Source organism: Caulobacter sp. GW821-FHT12F03, assembly GCF_058806855.1.
Genome location: NZ_JBXAQC010000001.1, coordinates 971420 through 985993 on the forward strand (window position 1 = coordinate 971420; position 14574 = coordinate 985993).

Below are 14574 nucleotides of genomic sequence, written 5' to 3' on the forward strand. Positions count from 1 at the left end.
CCGTCCTTTAATTTGGCGACAGGCCGCGCAACCGCCTATATTGGGCCCAACAATAGAACACTGCGGGCGCGCCGGTCGCCGTCCGCCTGAAGGAGCATCGCCGCCATGGGTGGTCTGAGTATCTGGCACTGGCTGATCGTCATCGCGGTCGTGGCCGTTGTGTTTGGCGGACGTGGCAAGCTGTCGGGCCTGATGGGCGACGCGGCCAAGGGCATCCGCGCCTTCCAGGACGGCCTGAAGGGCGAGGAGTCGAAGGTCGACGAGACCCCGGCCACGCCGCTGCCCCGCACCGAACCCGAGAAGGACAAGATCGTCAGCTAGACGATCCTGTGGCTTCGTCCCTGATCGCGCCGCACGCGCGAACATAAGGCCGCCTCCATGCTGCCCGGAATCGGTTCGTCCGAACTCTTCGTCATCGCCATCGTCGCCTTGATCGTCGTGGGTCCCAAGGACCTGCCGGTCATGCTGCGCAAGCTCGGCCAGTTCGTCGCCAAACTGCGCGGCATGGCCAACGAGTTCCGCGCCAGCTTCGACGAGATGGCCCGCCAGTCGGAACTCGACGAACTGCGTCGCGAGGTCGAGGCCCTGCGCTCCGGCGGGCTCATGAACCCGATGCAGAGCGCCGCCGACGCCGCCCGCGACGTCGGGGTCGAAAAGGTGTTCGCCGACATTGACGCCAGCATGCAGGGCGGCGGGGTCCAGTTCCCGCCCGTTGCGTGGCAGCCGCCGGCGAACGAGGCGCTTCAGACCATCGCGGCGCCGGAAAAGCCGAAGCGCAAACGCGCAGCGCCCAAGGTCGCCGCGAGCGTTGAAGACGCGACGCCGGCCCGCAAGCCGCGCGCGCCGCGCAAATCCGCCGGGACGATCTCGTGAGCGACGACCTGAGTCCCGATGAGGCCGAGATCGAGGCCTCCCGCGCGCCGCTGCTCGATCATCTGGTCGAACTGCGTCGGCGGCTGATCGTCTGCGTCGGCGCCCTGATCGTCGGCTTCGGCCTCTGCTTCGCCTTCGCCAACCAGATCTACACCTTCCTGCTCCAGCCCTTCGTCAAGGCCAGCGCCCTGATCCAGGCGCAGCGCTCGGGCATGAAGCACGGCCCGTTCGACCTGATCGAGGTGATGATCGGCCTCAAGCATGTGCCGGTCGCCCAGGCCCACAAGCTCGAGCTGATCTTCACCGCGCCGCTGGAGTTCTTCTTCACCAAGATGAAGATGGCCGGCTTCGGCGCTCTGGTGCTGACCTTCCCGATCCTCGCCTGGCAGCTCTACGCCTTCGTCGCGCCGGGCCTCTACAAGAAGGAGCGGATGGCCTTCCTGCCGTTCCTGTCGGCCTCGCCGATCCTGTTCCTGATGGGCGGGGCGATGGTCTACTACTTCATGCTGCCGTTCGTGATGTGGTTCTCGCTGAACCAGGAAGTCACCACCGCCGCCGTCGAGGTGGCGCTGAAGCCCAAGGTTTCGGACTATCTCAGCCTGGTGACGACGCTGCTGCTCGGCTTCGGGCTCTGCTTCCAGCTGCCGGTGATCCTGTCGCTGGCGGGCCTGGCCGGGCTGGTCAGCAGCAAGATGCTGCGCGAGGGCCGCCGCTACGCCGTGGTCATCGTCTTCGTCGTCGCCGCCATCTTCACCCCGCCCGATCCGATCAGCCAGCTGATGCTGGCGATCCCGATCTGCGGCCTCTACGAAATCTCGATCTGGCTGGTCTGGCTCATCGAGCGCCGCCGCAAGCGGGACGAAGAGGCGGCCGGTCGGGACATCGTGCCGGTTTAGGGCGGCGGAGCCGGACTTCACCACCGTGCGTCCTTCGAGACGCGATCCTGAGGGATCGCTCCTCAGGATGACGTGTAGGGTCTGACTGCAAAGGTGATCGTCATGGTGAGGGGCGAGGCATCAGCCGAGCGTCCCGAACCACGCACGGCCGCTTTGCAACGCCCCCGACGCCCGTTAGAGAAAGCGCCTCACCCCAGCCGGCGTTGTTCCCATGCACGACATCAAAGCCATCCGCGACAATCCGACGGCCTATGACGCCGGCTGGACGTCCCGTGGCCTGTCGCCGCAGACGCCGACGCTGCTGGAGCTGGACCGCAAGCTGCGCGCCGCCCAGACCACGGTGCAGACCGCCCAGTCGCGGCGCAACGAAGCCAGCAAGCTGATCGGCCAGGCCAAGGCGCAGAAGGACGAGGCGAAGGCCGCCGCCCTGATGGCCGAGGTCGAGGCCCTGAAGGGCGAGATGGCCGTCGCCGCCGAGACCGAGGCGAACGTCGGCAAGGACCTGCGCGACCTGCTGGCGGCCCTGCCCAACATTCCCGACCTCGACGTGCCGGTCGGCGAGGACGAGGCCGGCAACGCCGAGCAGTCGCGCCACGGCGACCCGCGCCGGATGAACAACGCGCGCGACCACGTCGACCTCGGCGCGGGTCTCGGCGGCATGGACTTCGAGGCCGCCGCCCGGATGAGCGGCTCGCGCTTCGTGGTGCTCAAGAAAGGCGTCGCCCGGCTGGAGCGGGCCATCGGTCAGTTCATGCTCGACCTGCAGACCGGAACCAACGGCTACACCGAGATCAGCCCGCCCGTGCTGGTCAAGGCCGACGCCCTGTTCGGCACCGGCCAGCTGCCCAAGTTCGAGGAAGACCTCTTCAAGACCACCGGCGAGCACTACCTGATCCCCACCGCCGAGGTGTCGCTGACCAACATCGTGCGCGAGCAGATCACCGACGAGGAAGAGCTGCCGCTGCGCATCACCGCCCTGACCCAGTGTTTCCGCTCGGAAGCCGGCTCGGCCGGGCGGGACACCCGCGGCATGATCCGCCAGCACCAGTTCCAGAAGGTCGAGCTGGTCGCCATCACCACGCCTGACCAGTCGGCCGCCGAGCATGACCACATGGTGGCCAGCGCCCAGATGGTGCTGGAGAAGCTGGGCCTGGCCTACCGCACCATGCTGCTGTGCACCGGCGATATGGGTTTCACGGCGAAGCGGACGTTCGACCTTGAGGTCTGGCTGCCGTCGCAGAACACCTTCCGGGAGATCAGCTCGATCTCCAACTGCGGCGACTTCCAGGCCCGGCGCATGGACGCCCGTTGCCAGAAGCGCGGCGAGAAGGGCACCCGCTTCGTCCACACCCTGAACGGCTCGGGCCTGGCCGTCGGCCGCACCCTGGTTGCCGTGCTCGAGAACTACCAGGACGAGGGCGGCAGGGTCTGCATTCCCGACGTGCTGCGACCCTACATGGGCGGCCTGACTCATCTGGAGCCGGGGGCCTGATGCTCCGCACCTGGGACATCGTGACGGTCGGGCAGGGCGTCGAGGACGCGGAGATCCGCGGCCTGCGCGGCCACATCTGTTCCGCCGTCGAGGCCGACCAGATCGGCGTGTTCATTGACGATCTCGAACGTGTCTGGTGCCTGCATCCGCGCGACGTGATCCCGACCGGCGAGACGCTGCCCGAGGCCGGGCGGCCCGGCGGCCATCCGATCCGCGTCAACCAGAAGGGCGAAGTTGTCGGCTGATGCGCATCCTCCTGACCAACGATGACGGCATTCACGCCGAAGGCCTCAAGTCGCTCGAGAAGATCGCCCGGGCGCTGACCGACGACGTCTGGATCGTCGCGCCCGAGTACGAACAGTCGGGCGCCAGCCGGGCGCTGACGCTGGCTGACCCGATCCGCGTACGCAAGGAGGGCGACCGTCGTTGGGCCGTCGCCGGCACCCCGACCGACTGCGTCATGCTGGGGGTTCGCGAGCTGATCGACGGCGTCGCGCCCGATCTGGTGCTCAGCGGAGTCAACCGCGGCCAGAACATCGCCGAGGACGTAACCCTGTCGGGCACCGTCGCCGGGGCCATCGAAGGCATGGCGCTGGGCATCCCGTCGATCGCCCTGTCGCAGGCCATGCTGGCGTTCCACGACGAGGTCGTGCCCTACTGGGATACGGCCGAACACTACGGTCCGGGCATCGTTCGCCGCCTGCTGGAGGTGGGCTGGCCGAACGACGTGGTGATGAACGTCAACTTCCCCTCGCGCCCGCCGGGCGAAGTGACCGAAGTTGAGGTCACCCGCCAGGGCTTCCGCGACACCCACATCCGCACCTTCGACAAGCGCACCGACCTGCGCGGCCGCGACTACTACTGGATGGGCTTTTCCGGGCAGCTGTCGAAACCGGCTGACGGAACGGACCTCAAGGCGGTCTATGAGGGGAAGATCTCGATCACCCCGCTGCATATCGACCTGACGCACCGGGAAACGGTGAACACCCTCAAGGGCCTCATCGGAGGCGCGCCGCCGAAGGCCGGATGACCGAAGAGCCCGAAACCTCGCAAACGCGCATGGCGCGCCTGATCCTCGCCCTCCGGTCCCAGGGCGTGACGGATCCGCGCGTGCTCGACGCCATCGAGCGGACGCCGCGCGAGATCTTCACGCCGGACCTGTTCAAGGAGCGGGCCTTCGAGGACTCGGCCCTGCCGATCGCCTGCGGCCAGACCATCAGCCAGCCGTTCATCGTCGGGCTGATGACCCAGGCCCTGACCATCGGTCCGCGCGACCGCGTGCTCGAGATCGGCACCGGCTCGGGCTACCAGACCACGATCCTCTCGAAGCTGGCGCGGCTGGTCTACACGGTCGAGCGCTATCGCACGCTGATGAAGGAGGCCGAGGCGCGGTTCAAGACGCTCGGTCTCGTCAACGTGATCACGCGCTTCGGCGACGGCGGCGAAGGCTGGTCGGAACAGGCGCCGTTTGACCGCATCATGGTCACGGCGGCGGCGCCGGAAGAGCCGAAGACCCTGCTGGCCCAGCTCAAGCCCAACGGCGTGCTCGTCGCGCCGATCGGCAAGGGGCCTGTCCAGAGCCTGCGCCGTTACGCGGGCGACGGGCAGGGGGGATTCAAGGTCGAACTGCTCGGCGACGTGCGCTTCGTGCCCCTTCTCGATGGCGTGGCAAGAGAACTCTGAGTCTCGCCATCTGACATTTTCGTAACTGGCTTCGAGCGCGCGGTTAACGCAGGCTTACACGCTTACTTAATCGCGCGGCGACCAACCTCTTTGTCCTGCTACGGTTTCCGACTTTTTCTGGCGCTATCCGACTCCTGCCGAAGTCGGACGTCCGACTTTTGACAAAGGGTTCGCTAGGCGTTCTGCAAGGGAAGACCCTCTCTCTCAGCCCAAGCGGCTAGCTTGCCCGCCAGCTGCATCGCACCTTCTTCGCGCAGCACAATATAGTGGTCGCGCAGAATTCTCTCGATGCTATTGGCGCTATGGCCCGTCCACGTCCACATACGGCTAATCTGCACATCGGCAAGAAAAAGGCGGGTGATGCAAGTGTCGCGGGTGTCCTGGGTGCGCTTTAGTTCAAATCCAGCAGGGGCCTTTCGGGAGCTGACAAAGGCGGCGCGCGCATCCCGGAAGCGGTGGCCAAAGGTGTTCGTGCTATGGCGCCGCTGGGTTCGGTGGTCCCAAAGGAACGGCGTCGCGTTCAAGAAGCGCGGACCTCGCAGCGCTTCTCTTGCCCTGCGATCAAGCCGTGCCCTGAGCGGCGTCATGATGGCCGGCATTGCCTCTTGCTGTTTGCGTTTTGTCTTCTCGGGCGTGAACCGCCAGACCTGACCGCCCAGGTTCTCTAAATTGGCGGCGCAGACGTCGCCAATGCGCGCTCCCGTCCAGAGGCCCGCGACAATCCCATCGGCAATATCGCTGTAACCGTTTTCGTCGCACCAAGTGACGAATGCGGTTTCGTCTTCCATCGTCCAAAATACTAGACGGCCCGATGCCGAGCGAAGACCTAGCCGGTCGGCCGGGCTGGCGACGATCCATTCCTTGTTGTGAGCCCATCGCAGGAATGCTGCGGTGGCACCCATGCATAGATTGGCCGTAGCGACCGTCAGGTTCTCAAGCAATTCGTCTTCGTACCATTCCATCAGATTCCGACGGGTCAATTGTGCGACCGGGACGGCTCCGAACTTAGCAACCAGCCGCTTTGCCATGCTGCGATAGGCTGAAAGGGTGCTCGGCGCGCGATCGCGCTGGATCTTGTCGTCGGCGAAATAGGCAAGCGTTAACGCCTCGACAGTGCGCGGCCCAACACTCCGAAGTTTCGTGTCTCCATTTTCGCTCTCGATGACGTCACGAGCCTGATCAATGAGATCGGAGAGGAGCGCGCGCCGCAAACGCCCAGCATCGTCCGTCGGGACGGTTAGCCTGGCTAGGGCGATACGGAGATCACCGAGTGCATCTTCTCCCGCCAATCCACCATTGAGCGCGTCGCGGATAGCTTGTGCCCACAGTGTGCGACCGTCGCAAATGTCAATTGCTTCGCCACGAGATAACCACCGGCCGTCTGGCCCCCGTAGATCAATACCGCGCAATCCCGCTGCGCGGTTTGTTGGCGATGCTTCCCAGCGAGGGCGGCCATCGCGCCATTTCAGGCCGTTCCGCGTGTTTTGGGGAGCAGCAAGAGGCTTGCGTTGCATGGTTGAGGCTCGCAGCGATTGTAGTTTTAGGAGACTCTGGCTTTTCCGGGCGGTCAAGATGGAAGCTCCGTGGGTACCCATGGTCGATCATTGGACCTCCCCAGCAGTGATTTCCCGGCCACTGTGTGCAGCGGCTTCACGCCGTGGCAGCGTCTGAAAAACCTTCTTGGAAACGACCTCCAGCCACTCGTCGTTGCCGGTGGCTGTAAGGCTTAGGCTTTGCTAGCTCGCCCGGAACCGAAGCAGTCGATCAATGTCCAATCCAGACAGGGCTGGTCAACGGCCAGCAGAAGTCACTGCCTTGCTGGGACGTGACCGCTCTGGCCCTTGGCGGTGAGGAAGGCCCGCAGGGCGTTCGCCGCCTCGCCGCTGGCCGTCTCCCGAGTTCGCAGAAGCGCCTCGAGTTCGGCCAGCAAGCTGGGCGAGACAGGGTAATCCCGGCCTTCGCGCGCGGCCTGGGCGATGCGGCGAAGGTTGCGTTGGTTCATCCCGATCAGATCAGCGAGCGGGTTTTGCCAGTTCGGGCCGAACAGCAGTTCGCCGGCGACGGCGACCAGTGCGGGCGCGGTTGTCGTTTCTTCGGTCATGGAGCGGTCCTAGCACTGACGCGGGGAAAGGGGGAGAGGCGGGCGAGGCCCGCCCCTCCCGGCGATCATTCCGCCGCAATTCGGGCGGCGTCCCCTTCGTCCTGGGCTTGATCCTCGCCGCCCGGCGTCAGGTCCGCCAGCAGCTTCGGAACCCAGCCGTTCGCCTTGGCCTCGCGCGCCAGCGCCGCCGCCATGTCGGCCTTCTTGTGGTCCGGCGTGAAGCGCGACACGCCGCAGGCCTTGAGGCCCGCCAGCAGGGCCGGTTTCGAGCCCTTCGCCAGCCAGTCGGCGCCCGGCGTCCAGTGGTCCGCGATCTTGTGGCCGATGGCCCGCGCGATGACGCCCAGCGAGGCCCAGCGCGAGGGATGACGCTGGTAGGAGTGCGGCCCGCCTTCGGTGGCGTCGAGCGACCGGCCGAGGCAAAGCGCCGCGAGTTCGGCCTTCTCCTTCGCCTTGAGCGCGCCGACGACAGGGATGGCGGCTTCAAGGGTGTTGGGCAGGCGACCGGCCCACTTGTCGCGCACGGCGTCAAACAGGTCTTCGGCGCCGTTGAGCCGTTCGCCCTTGAGCGGATAGGCGCCCTGCGGCGTCAGTCGGATCGCTGTTTCGCCCCGGAAATGGACCGCCTGAACCGCCAGATGGGCCAGCAGGATATCCTGCGCCGTGTCCGGCTGGGCCAGCAGGGCGCAGCGAACGGAGGCGGTGGCGATGGTCGTCAGGTCCGAGTGACCGCCGTGGCCCCAGCCGTCCAAGGCGGGATCGCCCGAGGCCGCAGGCTTGGCCGGAGAGGCGGTCTTGTTCTCAACCGTGGCCGCGCGCTGGAACCCGCGTTCGATCTGGACTTCACCGCCCCAGCCGATAGCGATGAAGGCGAGCGCCCCCGCCTTCACCTCGTCGGGCCAACTGTTGACCTTGGCGTCATGGTCGGCCAGCAGCTTTTCCGCCGCCGCGATTTCCTCGTCGGTCCCCTCCCCGCTTTCGATCAGGTCTTCGGCGCCCAGCACGGCGTCTTCCTCGTCCTGCGTCATTTCCAGCGGGCCGGGCTGCAACCGATACAGGCGTTCCTCGAATTCGTGAGGCAGGCCGACGACGACCTGGGCCCAGCCTTCGGCCTTCAGCTTTTCCACTTCCACCGCCAGCTTTTCGTCGGCCAGCCGGTGCGCCAGCGCGCCGTCGAGCCACCCGGCGTCTTGGTCGCCGTCGCTGAACAGGTCGAGCAGGCGGCGACCGCCCGCCGCCTCATAGGCTTCGACGCCGACAAACTTCGCCAGATCGGAATGACCCGGCATAACGTCGGACCTGAGCCGCTGGCGGACCTGATAGGCTTTGACGCCGGACGGGCGCAGGTCCTCGAAGATCGCCAGCTGGGCGCCCTGATCATCGGTGAGGGCGAAGGCCGCAACCGCGTCCATATCCACTTCCCCGGCCTTGAACGCCGACAGAATGTCGTCGTGGACGTTGATCAGCCGCAGGAGCCGCTTAACCCGCGCCTCGCCCACGTTGCAGGCCTTGGCGATGGTTTCCGCCGTGTGGCCGTCGCGGATCATGGCCCGATAGGCCAAGATCGTGTCGGCGTTGCTCATCGGCTCGCGCACTTCGTTCGCCGCGACCGACCGGACCCGCGCCAGATCGGGCGAGGCCTGAACGATGACGGGGACGCCGTCGCGCAGCGCCGGGGGGAGTTTCTTGGACGAGCGCAGCAGGTGCAGGGCGGCGAAGCGGCGCGCGCCGTCTTCGACCTTGAAGCCGTCGCCTTCGGCATAGACCGACAGGGGTTGCAGCAGGCCGAGCGAGGCGATGGAAGCGGCGAGGCCTTCGACGTCGGCGGGCGACAGGGCGCGCGCGTTGAGGCTCGACACCGACAGCTTGGCGAGGGCGATGTTTTGAACGGTGGTCATGGTGTTAAGTCTCCTAGACTTGAACGCCCCGGCCCAATGCCAGAGCGCGGACGCTTGGCGCCCGGTGGCTGGGAGGGCGCACCCTCCCAGCGGCCCGATGTCAGGCGGCTACGGGCGCGGCCTTTTCGCCCTGGGCTTCCTCTAGCGCCGCTTTGGCGACCATGATCCGAAGCCAGAGCGGCGCGGCTTCGACCCGCGTCAGGAGCCACAGCGCCAGCGCCGCCGACAGTTCGGGGAACGGGCGACAGGCCGGGTCGCGCAGGCTCTTGGCGCTGCGGGCGGCTTCGGCCTTGCAGCGGTGCAGCGTGACCCTTTCAGAGGCCGACAGGTGCGCCGTCTCGCGGTCCAACAGGTCGCGGTAGTGGGTGGCGGTTTTCATGTCTCGGTCCTTTCCAAGACCGCCCCGGCCCTATGCCAGAGCGGCGAGCGTGGCGCCCGGTGGCTGGGAGGGCGAACCCTCCCAGCGGCCCGGCGTCAGGCGGCTTGCGCTTCGACCTGGTCCTCGTCCGCGGCGACGGGCGAGGCGAGGTTGCGCAGGTAGTCGCAGGCCTTTTGCGCGTGGCTGGCGGCGTTGAAGATCGCGCGCTTGTCTTCCTTCAAGGCCTTGAGCCAGTGGGCCAGATAGGCGGCGTGATCCTCGCGCGGTTCCGAGGCGAGCCCCAGCTGGGCGCAGAGGAAGGCGGCGCCCAATTCGGCGACCAGTTCCTCGCGCGCATAGGCCTCATCGCCGAACCGGGCGCCGAAGGTGCGGGCGAGGCGGCTTTCATGGCCGGTCCAGTGCACCGTCTCATGGGCGCGCACGGAATAGTAATGTTCGGCGACCGTGAACAGTTCGAGCGGGGGGAGCCGGATAGCGTCAACGGCGGGCATATAGAACGCCTTGTCGCCGCCGTGGCAAACGTCCGCGCCGACAGCGTCAAGGAAGCGTTCAGCCGCTTCGATCCGTTGCGGCGCGGTGGCGGGATCGGGAAGCGTCGTCGCTTCGAAGTAATCGGGCGACAGGCCTTCAATCTGTTCAATGTTGAAGACCGTGTAAGCCTTCATATAGGGGATTTTGACTTCCTCCGTTCCGTTGTCGCCTTCGACTTCGCGCGTGATCTTGTTGGCGTAAACCACCTTTGAGCCGCGTTCGCCCTTGCGCACCCCGGCCCCGGCTTCGACGGCTTGCTTAAAGGTCATCCAGCGCCGTTGCGTGAAGCCGCCTTCGGCCTGGGCGCCCCAGAGCAGGAGGATATTGACGCCGCGATAGGCCTCGCCGGTGCTGCGAAGCGGCATGGCGAAAGCGCCGCCGGTGGAGGCCCAATTCTGGCGCCACGGCGGGACCCCGGCTTCAAGCTGGCGAATGATGGTGTCGGTGACGTGCTGATAGACGTCGAAGCGTTCGGTCATGTCTCGGTCCTTTCCAAGAGGTCCCCGGCCCTTGCCAGAGACACACCGCGCGGGCGGCGTTCGCCCTCGCGTGTCCTACATATAGGACAGCCATGCGCCGGGCGCAACCCCCACCCCCTACCCTCGCGCCCCGACCCTTGGCGGCGCAGCTTTCAAGAGGCATAGTGGCCGGGCGCGGCGCGTCCTCGTCCTCCAATGTCCCCTCATCGGGCAGGGGGGAGGGGACAAGCCGGGGGACATGAAACCCCCGGCGCTTCAATGGCCTAGCCGCCGCGTCCCCTATGTCCCCCATGTCCCCGGCTTTTCCTGCGTATGCGCGCGCGCCTGCGACCCGATCAGGGCGCAGCGAGGCGGCGTTGCGTATGCGCAGGAGATAGGGACATGGGGGACATAGGGGATAAGTAGGACAAGACCTTGATCGGCTTCACCTTTCATGTCCCCGGCCATGTCCCCGAGGTTGGCCAGATCGGGGGACATGCCGCGTTGCGCCCGTTTCGCCCTGGGCGAAGCTGGCGACGGATTAGACAAAGGGGTTGATATGAGCGGCGGGGTAGGCGCTGCGCTGGGCGAGGCGCTGGACAAGGGCGAAGGCCTCCCCGACGCGGGCGAGGTGGTGCAGGCCGCGCTCTTCGACGAGGTGGACGAGGCCGACACCGGACGGCTCGACGCGCCTTCGCCGTTGTCGGCGGCGTTCACGCCAGCCAAGGGCGGACCCGGGCGGCCGAAGGGATCGCGGAACAAGCGGACCAACGCCGTTGCGGCGTGGCTTCTCTCCCAGCACCGCCACCCGTTTCAGGTCATGGCCGAGGCCTACAGCATGGCGCCCGCCTAGCTGGCCGTCGCCATCGGCCTGCGTCACGCAGTCAAGATCACCAAGGACGGCGAGGGCAACGAGACCGAAGCCGTCCTGGACCACTACGACAAGGCGACCTTGCTGGAGATCGTGAAGCTACAGCTTCGCATGGCAGAGACCGTCTCGCCCTACGTCGCCCAGCGCTGCCGCTGGCCCTGGCCGCCAAGGTCCGCGCCTCCGTTCAGGTGGCGTTCGAAGGGGTATCTCTTCCCGCGCGCAGGCCGTTGGCTGGCGATCTGGAGGCGGTGGATGGCGAGATCCTAAGCGTCAGATTGGATAGCAAGTCGGACGAGGAAAGTCGGATGGATGGCTAGTGGGCTGTATTCATTGGTATTTATGTGTAAGTTTGGGTTAACTGGAGGCGGCGGGAGGCCTTTGACAGTTGGCGGCTCCAAACCCTCATGTGTGTGGATTCCCGCACAATGACGATGACATACGACGGGCGAATGGTTCGCTAGAGCAAAGGGTCGGGGAGGGGCACAGGTATTGTCGATGGAAGACCAACGTGTTCTTGGGCATCGCCTGCCAACTGGCAACTAGGATTACAACCTTGGGGGCTGCTGCTATGTGGGTCGTGCGCGAGCCTTTGTGAAATGATCGTCCACAGCAAGTATTCTGCTTTCAAGCCAAATGACGCTGGGTTCGCGGCCGTCGACGCTCTGACCGCGCTGGCGATTCTGGCGACCACCATCACCCTTTCGATCGTGGCGTTGTCGGTGGCCAGGCGCGCGGAACAATCCGCGTCGCAGGCCAGCGTTGCCCGCACAACCATACAGCTTCTTTTGGCCCAGCCTGCCCGACCGCCCGGCCTCTACTCCGGCTCCAATCCCGACTTCGACTGGACCCTTCAGGTCGATCAGGAGGCAGGCAGCGTCTCTCCGGTCCAGCTATGCGTCCAGAAGATCAATCTAAGGGCCCGTGCCGGCGGCAAGCTCTATGCTGTCCAGTCCCGCCGCCCCTGTCCGCCCGACGTGCCACAGCCATGAAAGAGGACGGCTACACACTGGCCGAAGTCCTGGCGGCCATGCTGATCCTTGGCTTGGCGATGGGAGGCCTGGTCGAGGGATCACGCATCATCGGCCGGATGCAAAAGCCGATCGTCGCCACGCGGCGGGACGATCAGGTCCTGCGTCGCGCGGAGGCGAGTGTCTCGGGTTTGCTCAGGCTTCGTCCGGGCGGCGATCAGAGCCTGACGGGAGATGCCCAAGGTCTGCAGTTTGCCTGTGAGGCCCGCGCCTGCAGTCTCGCCCTGACGCCTGACGGCGAAAAACTCGCGCTTTCCGTCAGGCGCGGCGAAGTTGCGCAGACCTTTCTCTTGCCTCACGCGGGCAAAATCAGTCTTGTGTATCTCGCGCGTGATGGCCGGTTCGATCGCTGGCCCCAGCCTGACTCCAAGCGGGTCCTGGACGGGGTGATGATCGTCGAAACCTCCGGGCAGGGGGAACTACCGTTAGTCGTCGCGAGATCATGGATCGAGCATCCAAAGACATGCGAGTTCGACATGATCGCGCGGGGCTGTCGTACATCGGCCCCTTAGCTGATTTTGGCGAACCAGATGAGCTTGAGCCTGTGGCCGATGCGGCCCCGGACGTGCCGCTGTTTGTAAAGCCGGTGACGACCGGGCCCGCCCTGCCGTGGGATCAGGCGAGAGCCGCGGCGCTGGAAGCCCGCCTCAACTCGCCGCTGCCGATTGACGAGCTGGCGTGGCAACTGCGCCGGCTGGATCCATGGAAGCCCGGCGCGCCAGGTCGATACGCCGCGATCTACGCCCGCCGCGATGATGTGCGCGAGGGGCTGACCGCTATCGCCGATCTGGATGGACGGGCCATCCCGGTGCAGTTCCCAACGCCCGGCAAGCGACAGGAGCAGGCTCGGCGTCTGGCAGTGGTCGGGACGGTGGCAGGTATCGCAGCCTTTCTGCTGGTCAGCGCGTCCATCTCGATCTTCGCCGTCAGGGCCCGCGCGGGCGCGGAACTCGAAGCGCTGGAGCTGACCACCGCGCGCAGGCTCGAACAGGTCAGGGTTCAGAAGTCGTTGCAGGCCCAGTCGCAGGCCATCTCGCAGGCGGGTCTGACGCAACGCCGCGCAAGTCGCGTGCTTGACGATCTGGCCTGGGCCTCGCGCAACAAGGCGACGGATGCAGACGTCGAGGGCTTTGTCTGGGAAGGCGATCTCTTCGCGGTCGAGGTGCGCAGTGACGCCAGCCCGTTTGTGGCGGCGGCCGACCGCAAGGTTGAGCGCTCCAACAGACCTGTCCGCCCTGGTGTCTGGCTCTGGGGCGTCAGCGCTCCGGATGGCGGCGAGGCGAGTGCGCAATGAGCCAGTTTTCGCCGCCGCCGCCGCTGACGAACGGCATTGCTGTCCTTGCCGGCGTCATCACCCTGGGCCTTTCGAGCTGGGCCATGGCCGGCCTTGCCAGGCCAGACGATTACGAGGCGCGCGTTGCAGCGCTTCAGCAGTCGATCACCGAGATCCAGCAGGGCGCGCCCGGGCAACAGATCGCCGGGTTCAACGAAAAGACCCTGTGCCGCGGCGCGCTGATCCCCGCAGCCTCCGCCGTGCGCTCTGACCTGGTTCGCCAAGCTGGCGCGGCCGGCATGACCCTGAAGGCTCTGGAATCCTCGCCAGGGGCCGGCGCGGGAGAGCTCAATGCGATCGATGTCTCGTTCACCGCAGAGGGCGGGTACGACGGGGCGGTCAAGCTGATCGGTGCGCTCGAAGACGCACGGCCGGAAGTGTTTGTCGACAGTGTGCAGTTGGCGCCGCAGGGCGGCCAGGTTGCGCTCAAGGTGAAGGGGAGGGCGTTTTGCTGGAACTCCGCTCCCCGCTAGTCCTTGGCGCCCCGGCCGTCGGTCTGGCGCTCGCTTGCGCTGGATGGCTGGTGCTGGGCGGAGCCGCCCGCATCACCGGCCCGCTCGACGAGATGCAGACGCAGCTCAACGCGGCCCCGGCTGGCAGGGCGCTGCTCGGCGTATCTTCGGAGTCGGCGGTCGCTAACGCGCTCGCGGCGCCGCTCTTTGTGTCCAGCTCCGCGGAGATCCCGGTCCGATTGCAGGGGCTTGCGAGAACACCGCGCCGGGCGGCGGCGCTTCTATCGATCAATGGCGGACCACCCCAATGGCTGTCGCAGGGCGCAACGCGCGAAGGCATCACCCTGGTTCAGGTGCTGTCGACCCGCGTGGTCATTGATAGCCGGGCCGGTCGCAGCGTCGTGCTGCTTGGCGAGACCAGCGGCTCCGCCGCCGTCTTGAGCGGCGGCGACGCTGCCTCTGACCAGCCGCCGCCCGGCACGCGCATGCCGCCGCCGCCCGCCAGTGCGCCGGGCGCGCCATGACGACCCCAAATTCAGAACAGATCGTGCGCGCCTCAGCGCACAGAAGGACAGGCGT

18 protein-coding genes are annotated in these 14574 nt (G+C 66.4%); 13 read left to right on the top strand and 5 right to left on the bottom strand.

The window, feature by feature from the left end:
• Positions 1–105: 105 nt before the first annotated feature.
• From tatA to AC1RN0_RS04825, 7 genes are all read left to right on the top strand, one after another.
• Entirely contained in the window at positions 106–321 is a 216-nt protein-coding gene (tatA, locus tag AC1RN0_RS04795; RefSeq protein WP_492786286.1) for a twin-arginine translocase TatA/TatE family subunit, read from the top strand.
• Positions 322–378: 57 nt separating this feature from the next.
• Entirely contained in the window at positions 379–873 is a 495-nt protein-coding gene (gene tatB, locus AC1RN0_RS04800; protein WP_492786287.1) for a Sec-independent protein translocase protein TatB, read from the top strand.
• Positions 870–1769, top strand: a complete 900-nt coding sequence (gene tatC / locus AC1RN0_RS04805; protein WP_492786288.1) for a twin-arginine translocase subunit TatC — start codon at positions 870–872, stop codon at positions 1767–1769. The genes tatB and tatC overlap by 4 nt, the downstream gene beginning before the upstream one ends.
• A gap of 211 nt (positions 1770–1980) precedes the next feature.
• Positions 1981–3261, top strand: a complete 1281-nt coding sequence (serS, locus tag AC1RN0_RS04810; RefSeq protein ID WP_492786289.1) for a serine--tRNA ligase — start codon at positions 1981–1983, stop codon at positions 3259–3261.
• Positions 3261–3506, top strand: a complete 246-nt coding sequence (locus AC1RN0_RS04815; protein ID WP_492786290.1) for a hypothetical protein — start codon at positions 3261–3263, stop codon at positions 3504–3506. The genes serS and AC1RN0_RS04815 overlap by 1 nt, the downstream gene beginning before the upstream one ends.
• On the top strand, positions 3506–4291 hold the full coding sequence (gene surE, locus AC1RN0_RS04820; protein WP_492786291.1) for a 5'/3'-nucleotidase SurE: 786 nt from the start codon (positions 3506–3508) through the stop codon (positions 4289–4291). Before AC1RN0_RS04815 ends, surE begins: the two co-directional genes overlap by 1 nt.
• Positions 4288–4944 carry a protein-L-isoaspartate(D-aspartate) O-methyltransferase gene (locus AC1RN0_RS04825; RefSeq protein ID WP_492786292.1) on the top strand — a complete coding sequence of 219 codons (657 nt, stop codon included), beginning with the start codon at positions 4288–4290 and terminating at the stop codon, positions 4942–4944. The genes surE and AC1RN0_RS04825 overlap by 4 nt, the downstream gene beginning before the upstream one ends.
• Positions 4945–5117: 173 nt before the next feature.
• Here the strand turns inward: AC1RN0_RS04825 and AC1RN0_RS04830 are convergent, their stop codons facing one another.
• The 5 genes from AC1RN0_RS04830 to AC1RN0_RS04850 all read right to left on the bottom strand — a co-directional run bounded on the left by AC1RN0_RS04830 (position 5118) and on the right by AC1RN0_RS04850 (position 10332).
• On the bottom strand, positions 5118–6458 hold the full coding sequence (locus AC1RN0_RS04830; RefSeq protein WP_492786293.1) for a tyrosine-type recombinase/integrase: 1341 nt from the start codon (positions 6456–6458) through the stop codon (positions 5118–5120).
• 293 nt (positions 6459–6751) lie between these two features.
• A complete protein-coding gene (locus tag AC1RN0_RS04835) occupies positions 6752–7045 on the bottom strand; it encodes a hypothetical protein (protein WP_492786294.1) in 294 nt (97 codons plus the stop codon).
• Positions 7046–7110: 65 nt separating this feature from the next.
• Positions 7111–8943: a ParB/RepB/Spo0J family partition protein gene (locus AC1RN0_RS04840; protein ID WP_492786295.1), complete on the bottom strand. Its 1833-nt coding sequence runs from the start codon at positions 8941–8943 to the stop codon at positions 7111–7113.
• A gap of 100 nt (positions 8944–9043) precedes the next feature.
• Entirely contained in the window at positions 9044–9322 is a 279-nt protein-coding gene (locus AC1RN0_RS04845; protein WP_492786296.1) for a hypothetical protein, read from the bottom strand.
• A gap of 95 nt (positions 9323–9417) precedes the next feature.
• The gene (locus tag AC1RN0_RS04850) at positions 9418–10332 is read right to left on the bottom strand and encodes an ArdC family protein (RefSeq protein ID WP_492786297.1); all 915 of its coding nucleotides are present in this window, start codon (positions 10330–10332) and stop codon (positions 9418–9420) included.
• A 538-nt stretch (positions 10333–10870) separates the two neighbouring features.
• On the opposite strand from AC1RN0_RS04850, the gene AC1RN0_RS04855 reads away from it, so the two are divergent.
• The 6 genes from AC1RN0_RS04855 to AC1RN0_RS04880 all read left to right on the top strand — a co-directional run bounded on the left by AC1RN0_RS04855 (position 10871) and on the right by AC1RN0_RS04880 (position 14519).
• On the top strand, positions 10871–11164 hold the full coding sequence (locus AC1RN0_RS04855; RefSeq protein ID WP_492786298.1) for a hypothetical protein: 294 nt from the start codon (positions 10871–10873) through the stop codon (positions 11162–11164).
• Positions 11165–11778: 614 nt separating this feature from the next.
• The gene (locus AC1RN0_RS04860) at positions 11779–12171 is read left to right on the top strand and encodes a hypothetical protein (protein WP_492786299.1); all 393 of its coding nucleotides are present in this window, start codon (positions 11779–11781) and stop codon (positions 12169–12171) included.
• Positions 12168–12722, top strand: a complete 555-nt coding sequence (locus AC1RN0_RS04865) for a type II secretion system protein (protein WP_492786300.1) — start codon at positions 12168–12170, stop codon at positions 12720–12722. Before AC1RN0_RS04860 ends, AC1RN0_RS04865 begins: the two co-directional genes overlap by 4 nt.
• Positions 12653–13504, top strand: coding sequence for a hypothetical protein (locus AC1RN0_RS04870; protein WP_492786301.1), 852 nt, complete (start codon positions 12653–12655; stop codon positions 13502–13504). The genes AC1RN0_RS04865 and AC1RN0_RS04870 overlap by 70 nt, the downstream gene beginning before the upstream one ends.
• Complete coding sequence (locus tag AC1RN0_RS04875) at positions 13501–14016, top strand: GspMb/PilO family protein (RefSeq protein ID WP_492786302.1); 516 nt, start codon at positions 13501–13503, stop codon at positions 14014–14016. The genes AC1RN0_RS04870 and AC1RN0_RS04875 overlap by 4 nt, the downstream gene beginning before the upstream one ends.
• Before the next feature lie 50 nt (positions 14017–14066).
• Positions 14067–14519 (top strand): hypothetical protein, encoded by a 453-nt coding sequence (locus AC1RN0_RS04880; RefSeq protein WP_492786303.1) that lies wholly within the window; start codon positions 14067–14069, stop codon positions 14517–14519.
• The last annotated feature ends 55 nt before the right edge of the window (positions 14520–14574 follow it).

What these genes read in the sequence shown, in the direction of transcription:
- tatA (WP_492786286.1), top strand. Translation starts at nt 106, where the DNA reads ATGGGTGGTCTGAGTATCTGGCACTGGCTGATCGTCATCGCGGTCGTG.
- tatB (WP_492786287.1), top strand. Translation starts at nt 379, where the DNA reads ATGCTGCCCGGAATCGGTTCGTCCGAACTCTTCGTCATCGCCATCGTC.
- serS (WP_492786289.1), top strand. Translation starts at nt 1,981, where the DNA reads ATGCACGACATCAAAGCCATCCGCGACAATCCGACGGCCTATGACGCC.
- AC1RN0_RS04815 (WP_492786290.1), top strand. Translation starts at nt 3,261, where the DNA reads ATGCTCCGCACCTGGGACATCGTGACGGTCGGGCAGGGCGTCGAGGAC.
- surE (WP_492786291.1), top strand. Translation starts at nt 3,506, where the DNA reads ATGCGCATCCTCCTGACCAACGATGACGGCATTCACGCCGAAGGCCTC.
- AC1RN0_RS04825 (WP_492786292.1), top strand. Translation starts at nt 4,288, where the DNA reads ATGACCGAAGAGCCCGAAACCTCGCAAACGCGCATGGCGCGCCTGATC.
- AC1RN0_RS04830 (WP_492786293.1), bottom strand. Translation starts at nt 6,458, where the DNA reads ATGCAACGCAAGCCTCTTGCTGCTCCCCAAAACACGCGGAACGGCCTG.
- AC1RN0_RS04835 (WP_492786294.1), bottom strand. Translation starts at nt 7,045, where the DNA reads ATGACCGAAGAAACGACAACCGCGCCCGCACTGGTCGCCGTCGCCGGC.
- AC1RN0_RS04840 (WP_492786295.1), bottom strand. Translation starts at nt 8,943, where the DNA reads ATGACCACCGTTCAAAACATCGCCCTCGCCAAGCTGTCGGTGTCGAGC.
- AC1RN0_RS04845 (WP_492786296.1), bottom strand. Translation starts at nt 9,322, where the DNA reads ATGAAAACCGCCACCCACTACCGCGACCTGTTGGACCGCGAGACGGCG.
- AC1RN0_RS04850 (WP_492786297.1), bottom strand. Translation starts at nt 10,332, where the DNA reads ATGACCGAACGCTTCGACGTCTATCAGCACGTCACCGACACCATCATT.
- AC1RN0_RS04855 (WP_492786298.1), top strand. Translation starts at nt 10,871, where the DNA reads ATGAGCGGCGGGGTAGGCGCTGCGCTGGGCGAGGCGCTGGACAAGGGC.
- AC1RN0_RS04860 (WP_492786299.1), top strand. Translation starts at nt 11,779, where the DNA reads ATGATCGTCCACAGCAAGTATTCTGCTTTCAAGCCAAATGACGCTGGG.
- AC1RN0_RS04865 (WP_492786300.1), top strand. Translation starts at nt 12,168, where the DNA reads ATGAAAGAGGACGGCTACACACTGGCCGAAGTCCTGGCGGCCATGCTG.
- AC1RN0_RS04870 (WP_492786301.1), top strand. Translation starts at nt 12,653, where the DNA reads ATGGATCGAGCATCCAAAGACATGCGAGTTCGACATGATCGCGCGGGG.
- AC1RN0_RS04875 (WP_492786302.1), top strand. Translation starts at nt 13,501, where the DNA reads ATGAGCCAGTTTTCGCCGCCGCCGCCGCTGACGAACGGCATTGCTGTC.